Raw genomic sequence first — 6,865 nt, forward strand, 5'->3', positions numbered from 1 at the left:
TGTTTAAGGATTATCAATCATTGCAGAATCTTTGTGAAAAACAAAAAGAGATTGTATTTGAATTTGCTGATTCCATACTTGAAATGTATAAATCAATGAGAATAGTAAAAGAAGAACTGTAATATGGTGAAGGATACTATGAGCTCTAAGAAGAATATTCCTACTTTAGATGTTAATACATTCAATCTGAACTATTCTTCACTGATTGAAGCGTCTGCAGGTACAGGTAAAACCTATACCATAAGTTACCTTGTAGTCAGATTGTTATTAGGTTCTTTGAATGAAACTTCAGTTAAAAAAGAAGCGAAAGTTATAAACGGTGGAGAACCAATTGATATTGAAAATATTCTCGTTGTAACTTTTACAAATGCAGCTGCTGCAGATTTACGAGCACGAATTCTTGAAAAAATACATTCTGTTAGACTCTGTTTTGAAAAAATTCATAAAGATATTCTGAAAATTGAGGATATTAACGAGGATGCTTTAAGAATTCTGTCAAAAAGTTATTTAAAGGATGGGGCTGATAAAAATCGCGTATCTGCATATATAAGACTTCTTAAAAGAGCGGAACATACTATTGATGAAGCTGCTATTTGCACCATTCATTCATTTTGTAATAAAGCATTGAATCAGATATATGCTTTTGAATCTGGAAGAGCTTTTAATGTTAATCTGCTTCAGGATACCGATCTGTACCATGATAGATCTATAAATTCTTTACAAAGAGAACTGTTTTACTCTGAAAAGGAAGACAGCGAGCACTATGCTTTTTCAAAGCTATTGTTAGAAACTCTAAGAGAAAAATCTGTAGCTGACATAGTAAAAGAGTACAGCATACCAGTTAACAGTGTTAAGGAAATTGATGACAAAGATGGCTATTTTGGTTATGAGATAAATCAAAAGTCATTGATAAGTTACAATGAAAAAATAGGTGTAAATACAAAAGATCCGAAGAGTAAAATTGCTCAGATACTGTCCTGGTACGAAAAGAAAAAAGATTCTGTATTCCTAGAAGCAAAGATTTTAGTTGATTGTCTTTTAGATGAGTATAGAAGTGTTCTTGAAAATGAAGAAAGCATAAAATTATTTTTAGTAGATAGAAATTTTTTTGCTGAGAATAAAGAAAAACTCAAACCTAATAAAAGTACTGTTGCGATGTTTGAGTTATTAGAGCAAGCTCTTAAAGGCTATGATATAAAAGACTTTGCAAAAGAGCTAATAAATAAGTTACCTGAAGAAAATAAATATTTTAATGCTAAATCATGTGCGGCAGTTGTTTTTCGAGAAGATATACTAAACTCTATAAACAGTCTCGTTGAAATAATAAAGAAATTAGATAAATTAACAGAATCTGTTACAGGAGAACTGTCAGTTCTGATAACGATAATGTATTTTAAAAAGATAAAGTCATATTGTTTATCAGACAATGTTATCAGTAACGATGAACTTCTTATACAGCTAGCAAATGCCTTAACATGCGATGCAAAACGTTCAGAGCTTTTAGCTCAACAGATACGTTCCCGTTATAAAGTTGCAATGATAGATGAGTTTCAGGATACCGATCCTGTTCAGTTTGAGATATTCAACAAACTATATCTATCAGATTCAGCAAAAGAATCCGGCAGTGTATGTTATTTGATTGGTGATCCTAAACAGTCAATATATGCCTTTAGAGGATCTGATATCCATTCATATAACAAAGCAAAACAGATTATCCAAAAGAATATTCTTCCAAACGGAAAATCTGCAGTATATACATTAAATAAGAATTACCGTTCATCACGTAACGTTATTGAAGGCGTAAACTGCATATTTAGTAATATTGAGAATGAAAACCACGAAATAATATACAATCCATTTGATTTTGATAAAACATCTGAAATAAATAAAAGTGGAATTGAATTTTCTAGTGTTTTGTGTCCAAATGAACATGGTTTAAATGGAACAAAAAATTTTTATTTTGAAGATGAGCGCCCAATACATGCCGAGGAAAAAGAATCTCAGTCAAATTATTTTATTGAATTTAATGAATCTTTTTCTGGAAAAGAAAAATTTCAAGCATCCATCGCTAAAGCCGTTGCATACGATGTTAAAAGATGTTTGTGTACTGGCTATATTTATGAAAAAAAGGAATATAGAAAAGTAAAGCCATCAGATATAGCAATACTTGTTTCTTGTGGTGAAGAGAATGATGCGGTTCAAAAAGCGTTAAATGCTCTTGGGATTAAATCAGTATATTTTTCGGATCAGTCATCAGTATTGAATAAAAAGGTAAAAAATAACTATTTCTCAAAGGATACGGATCCTGTTATTTCTGAAGAGGCTCAGAATATACTGTATTTCATGGAAGCTATGACTGACAGTTCAAATGCTTCTAAAGTAAACAAACTTTTAGGTTCAGGACTACTCTGTAAAAGTTATGAAGAATATCTTAAGGCAACAGATTCAGAACAATTTGATGAAGAAATTTCTTTACTAAGAGATTGTTATGAATGCTGGTGTAAAACAGGTTTCTTATCAGCTTTTAGTCATTATATAAGTGCGCATGAACTTATTAGTCTGATTATGAAAAAATCAGATGGAGAACGAGTTTTAAGCAATTATTTTCAGATAGCTGAACTAATTCAGAATGTTAGCTCATCTGTTGTAGGTGCTAACGCACAGATGCTATGGCTTACAGAGCAGATATACAATGATAAAGACAGTGATTTATCTAAGGATGAGAAGAAGAAACGATTAGAGTCAGAACAGGATCTTGTAAAAATCTATACTATTCATAAATCTAAAGGTCTGCAGTATCCTTTAGTATTTTTACCATTCTTGTATATCACAAAAGATAATACTAACAAAAAAGGTCCACTCTGTTATTACGATGATAATACACAGAAAAAAACATTATCTTTATCTGAAAATATTCTGATTTCTGATAGTAAAACAGCAAAGGATCTTTATCTTCAGAGTGAAAATCAGGAAAAGGTTCGTCTTTTGTATGTTGCTTTGACTCGAGCTCAGTCAGCAAACTTCATTTATTCTGCAAAGCAGATTACTATTAAAGGAAAAGCTGCTTTAAGAGCTGTAATGGAAAACAGTGGTGAATCTAAACAGGATCTGTATAAATCTGAATATTTCAGGGAATTAAAACTACCAGGAAAAGATAAAGATTCTACACTTGATTATTCAAGTGACGCTTTTGCTTCAGGTGATCCTTACACATTTTTTGAAGGAAAGAAAATGTGGTCTGATGCCAGTGCGAATAAGGAAACAAAAGTCAATGAAATAGAACCAGGTTCTGTGCATTCATCTTTTACAATTACCTCTTACTCAGGTCTTACAAGTGGAGCTCACGGAGCAAAGCTAAAGGTTGTCGATGAAGCTAGCTTAGAAGATGAAGGTAGTGAAAACCAGCTTGCTAATACAGAATACGTTTCACCTATGAATGGAAGAGAATTCAGATTCTCTTTTACAAAAGGATCTAAAGCAGGTGATTTGCTACATAAACTATTAGAACTGCTTGTGTCAGATGATAGTGTAGATAAGGATTCAAAAGATAGTATTCTTCAGTTCGTATATGACAACAAAAAGTATGATCTCTTCAATTTAATGGACAGATCTTCTTTAGAAGAAGACGGTGTCATATCAATGGCAAATTGGTTATATGAGATTATTCATGCTCCAATCATTGAGCAGGACATATCTCTTTCAGATTTGACTTCACAGGACTGTGCTTGCGAACTTGAATTCTTTATGCCTTGCGAGCAGTTTTCCATGAATAAATTCAATGAAATATGCTCTTCTTTTGCAAAAGAGCAGCTTGGGAATATTGATCTTGACGATTTATCAAAATCTGATTTTGATGGATATATGAAAGGAAGCATCGATCTTCTTGCAAGATTTACTAAAAATGAATGTGGTAAATATTATCTTATCGATTACAAATCAAATCATCTTGGAAGTACCTATCAGTCTTATTCACAAAAAGAACTGTTAAATAGATATTTTGAATCAAGATATGATGTACAAACTCTTATTTACTCTCTGGCTGTACATAGATTCCTATTAAATTCAGATGCAAGTTATGACGGATCTGAAAATGCCTATGATTCTTTAGTCGGTGGAGCAATGTATTTGTATGTAAGAGGATTGTCTTCAATTACAACTGATGAAAATATCAGTTATGGTGTTCTTAACATTAAAGTTCCATACGAAACAGTGATGAAATTAGATAAGCTTTTTAAGGGAGAAGAATAATGCAGTCAATGATTAGAAGAATGGAGTCTGTGAAAAGCTTTTTCTCCTGTTTTGATAATTCAGTTTCCATAGATGAATTCAATGAAGCAATAAAGGAATTTGATTTTATAAAGCCAATAGCTTTAATAGCTTACAAACTGTACTTAAAGGATACTGTATTTATAAATGGAAATGAATTTTCATTAATACAGAAAAAAATACTCCTTGTTTTTCTGATGGCACTTATAGAGAAACTGTCTGAAGGCAATGTCTGTATTTTACTGACTAAAGATAAACTAACTTCTTTATTTTGTGATGAAATTACACAGTTAAATCTGTTTACATCAAGGTTAGATGAAGATGATCTTGCAGTATTCAATAATGATATTGACTCATATAAAGAAAGCGTTTGTGCGTTTATAGAACAGAAGATTATTCCAAATTATATTCAGATGCTGAGTGCAGAAAGCAGACTGATTTCACCTGATCTGAACGCTGTAAGTCCTTTATGCGTGTACACAGAAGATAAAGTAAATTACAGACTTTATTTAAGAAGTTATTTTCATTATGAAAATACTGTATGCGACTATATCAAAACTCAAAACAACAGAATGAATTCTTTAGATGACACTGAGCTTGAGTTCTATAAAAAGGCTTTAAATGTTCTATTTGATAGTGAAGATGAAATTGAATATCAGAAAATAGCTGCAGCTCAGAGTGCTATAAACCAATTTTCTGTTATCTGTGGTGGACCTGGCACAGGAAAAACAACAACAGTAATCAAGCTTTTGTTGTTACTTCTTGCTGCAAACAAAAGAGATCCTCTAAAAATTACCTTATGTGCACCTACAGGAAAAGCATCCTCAAGAATGGTGGAAAGTATTAGCTCTGGTTTATTAACACCGAATATTGGTGATGCTATCAGAAGGTTGTGTGAATTAAATAAAGAGCTTTCTGAAGAAGAGCTTAAGAAGAGTATTCCTACAAGTGCTACTACAATTCACAGAGTTTTAGGAATTTACCCCCACAAAGAGATTCCAAAATACAATGAGTCTAATAAATTAGACTGTGACATTATTGTTATTGATGAAGTATCAATGATTTCACTATCTTTATTCTCAAAGATAATAAAAGCTTTGCCTGAAAAGACAAAGGTTATTATGCTTGGCGATAAAGATCAGCTTAATTCTGTGCAACCAGGATCTGTTCTTGCTGATATCTGTTCTCAACTTTATAAAGATAAGACAATTAGCGAACAAAAACTTTCTGTTATATCTAAGATTACATCATACTCTCATGAAGATCTGTGTAGAAAATATAATAACCAGTCTGCCATCAGTGATAATGTTTCATTACTTTTAAAGAGTAGAAGATTTGATTCGAACAGTGTTTTAGGTATTGTTGCAAACAACATTAACGCATCGAATAAAATTGGTGATGAGTATTGTAAAAAGACTGATGAGAATATTGCAAAAGCAACGTCAATAGAAGATCTGTTCCGATCTGATAAAGAAGTAAGTTTCTGTAATATAGCTGATAAATCAAGAAAGTATCAGTTAAAATTTGCAACTTCTATTGCTCGTGAGATTGTTGATAAATACTCAAAAGACGGGGCATACATAAATCTTTTAGAACAATGTAATTATATCGTTGATAAAAATAATCCAGAATTATCTAAAAAGATATTTAATGCTCTGGATAAATACAGAGTTTTATGTGCTCTGAATGAAGGATGTCTTGGTACTAAGGTAATCAATTCTGAAATAGCAAAACTTCTTCAAAAGAGGATTCAGAGTAAAAAAACAAAATTCAGAGCAGAAATCCCACTTAAAAATCAAGAAGGCGAGTTTGCCGTTGGTTCAGTGATCCTAATTACTGAAAATGACAAACTGTTAGGCGTTGATAATGGTGAGGTCGGATTTGTTGCATATGATTCAAAAGAATCAATGCAGAAAGGATCTGTTAAGGTGTTTTTCCCTGCAATAGATAAAAACGAACCCAGAGTAATTTCTCCTGAAAGACTTAAAAAATATGATGCAGGCTTTGCAATGACTATTCATAAGTCTCAAGGTTGTGAATATCAACATGTATGTATGGTATTACCACCAATTGATAATCCAATAATGACAAAAGAGCTTATATATACAGGAATAACAAGAGCAAAAGCATCATTAGGAGCCGATCCTAGAGTATATATTATTGGTGATGAAAAACTGTTTTTATCAAGCATTGTAAAAAGAGTAAAGAGAGAAAGCGGATTGTCTCTAATGATTTGATACAAAAATTTGCATAAAAATTTGACAAACAGAAAAACTGAACTATATTTAAAATTGCTCTCTGTAAAAAAAAAGAAATTACTGCAGAGAATCGCATAAGAAAGCGAAATGTAAAAATAGAGTAAAAAAAATTAAAAAAAAAGTTTGACAGAAGTCAAAAAAAGTCTATAATGCATTTCCGTTGTCACAAACGATAACGAACATTAACCAAGCGTTAATGCAGATCTTTAAAAATCAGTACGGACAATCTGTGTGGGCCCTCGGAAGAGGGACAAAAAACGAAGTGTTGAAAGCGAGAGCTGAAGGAACACAAAAAATCAAAATCTTTATTTTCGAAGAGTTTGATCATGGCTCAGATTGAA

The 6,865-nt window shown here is 31.9% G+C and carries 2 protein-coding genes; both read left to right on the plus strand.

Going from position 1 to position 6,865, the window contains the following annotated elements:
• The first annotated feature begins 123 nt into the window (after nucleotides 1-123).
• On the plus strand, nucleotides 124-4,248 hold the full coding sequence (locus tag ACJML3_RS01480) for a UvrD-helicase domain-containing protein (RefSeq protein ID WP_406020000.1): 4,125 nt from the start codon (nucleotides 124-126) through the stop codon (nucleotides 4,246-4,248).
• Nucleotides 4,248-6,503 (plus strand): exodeoxyribonuclease V subunit alpha, encoded by a 2,256-nt coding sequence (gene recD / locus ACJML3_RS01485; protein WP_406020002.1) that lies wholly within the window; start codon nucleotides 4,248-4,250, stop codon nucleotides 6,501-6,503. The genes ACJML3_RS01480 and recD overlap by 1 nt, the downstream gene beginning before the upstream one ends.
• Nucleotides 6,504-6,865: the final 362 nt, after the last annotated feature.

The sequence above is a fragment of the Succinivibrio sp. genome (genome assembly GCF_045124615.1).
GTDB classification, from domain to species: Bacteria; Pseudomonadota; Gammaproteobacteria; order Enterobacterales; family Succinivibrionaceae; genus Succinivibrio; species Succinivibrio faecicola.

Bases quoted from the DNA above. Each gene is read 5' to 3' on its own strand.
- ACJML3_RS01480 (WP_406020000.1), top strand. From the start codon at position 124: ATGGTGAAGGATACTATGAGCTCTAAGAAGAATATTCCTACTTTAGAT.
- recD (WP_406020002.1), top strand. From the start codon at position 4,248: ATGCAGTCAATGATTAGAAGAATGGAGTCTGTGAAAAGCTTTTTCTCC.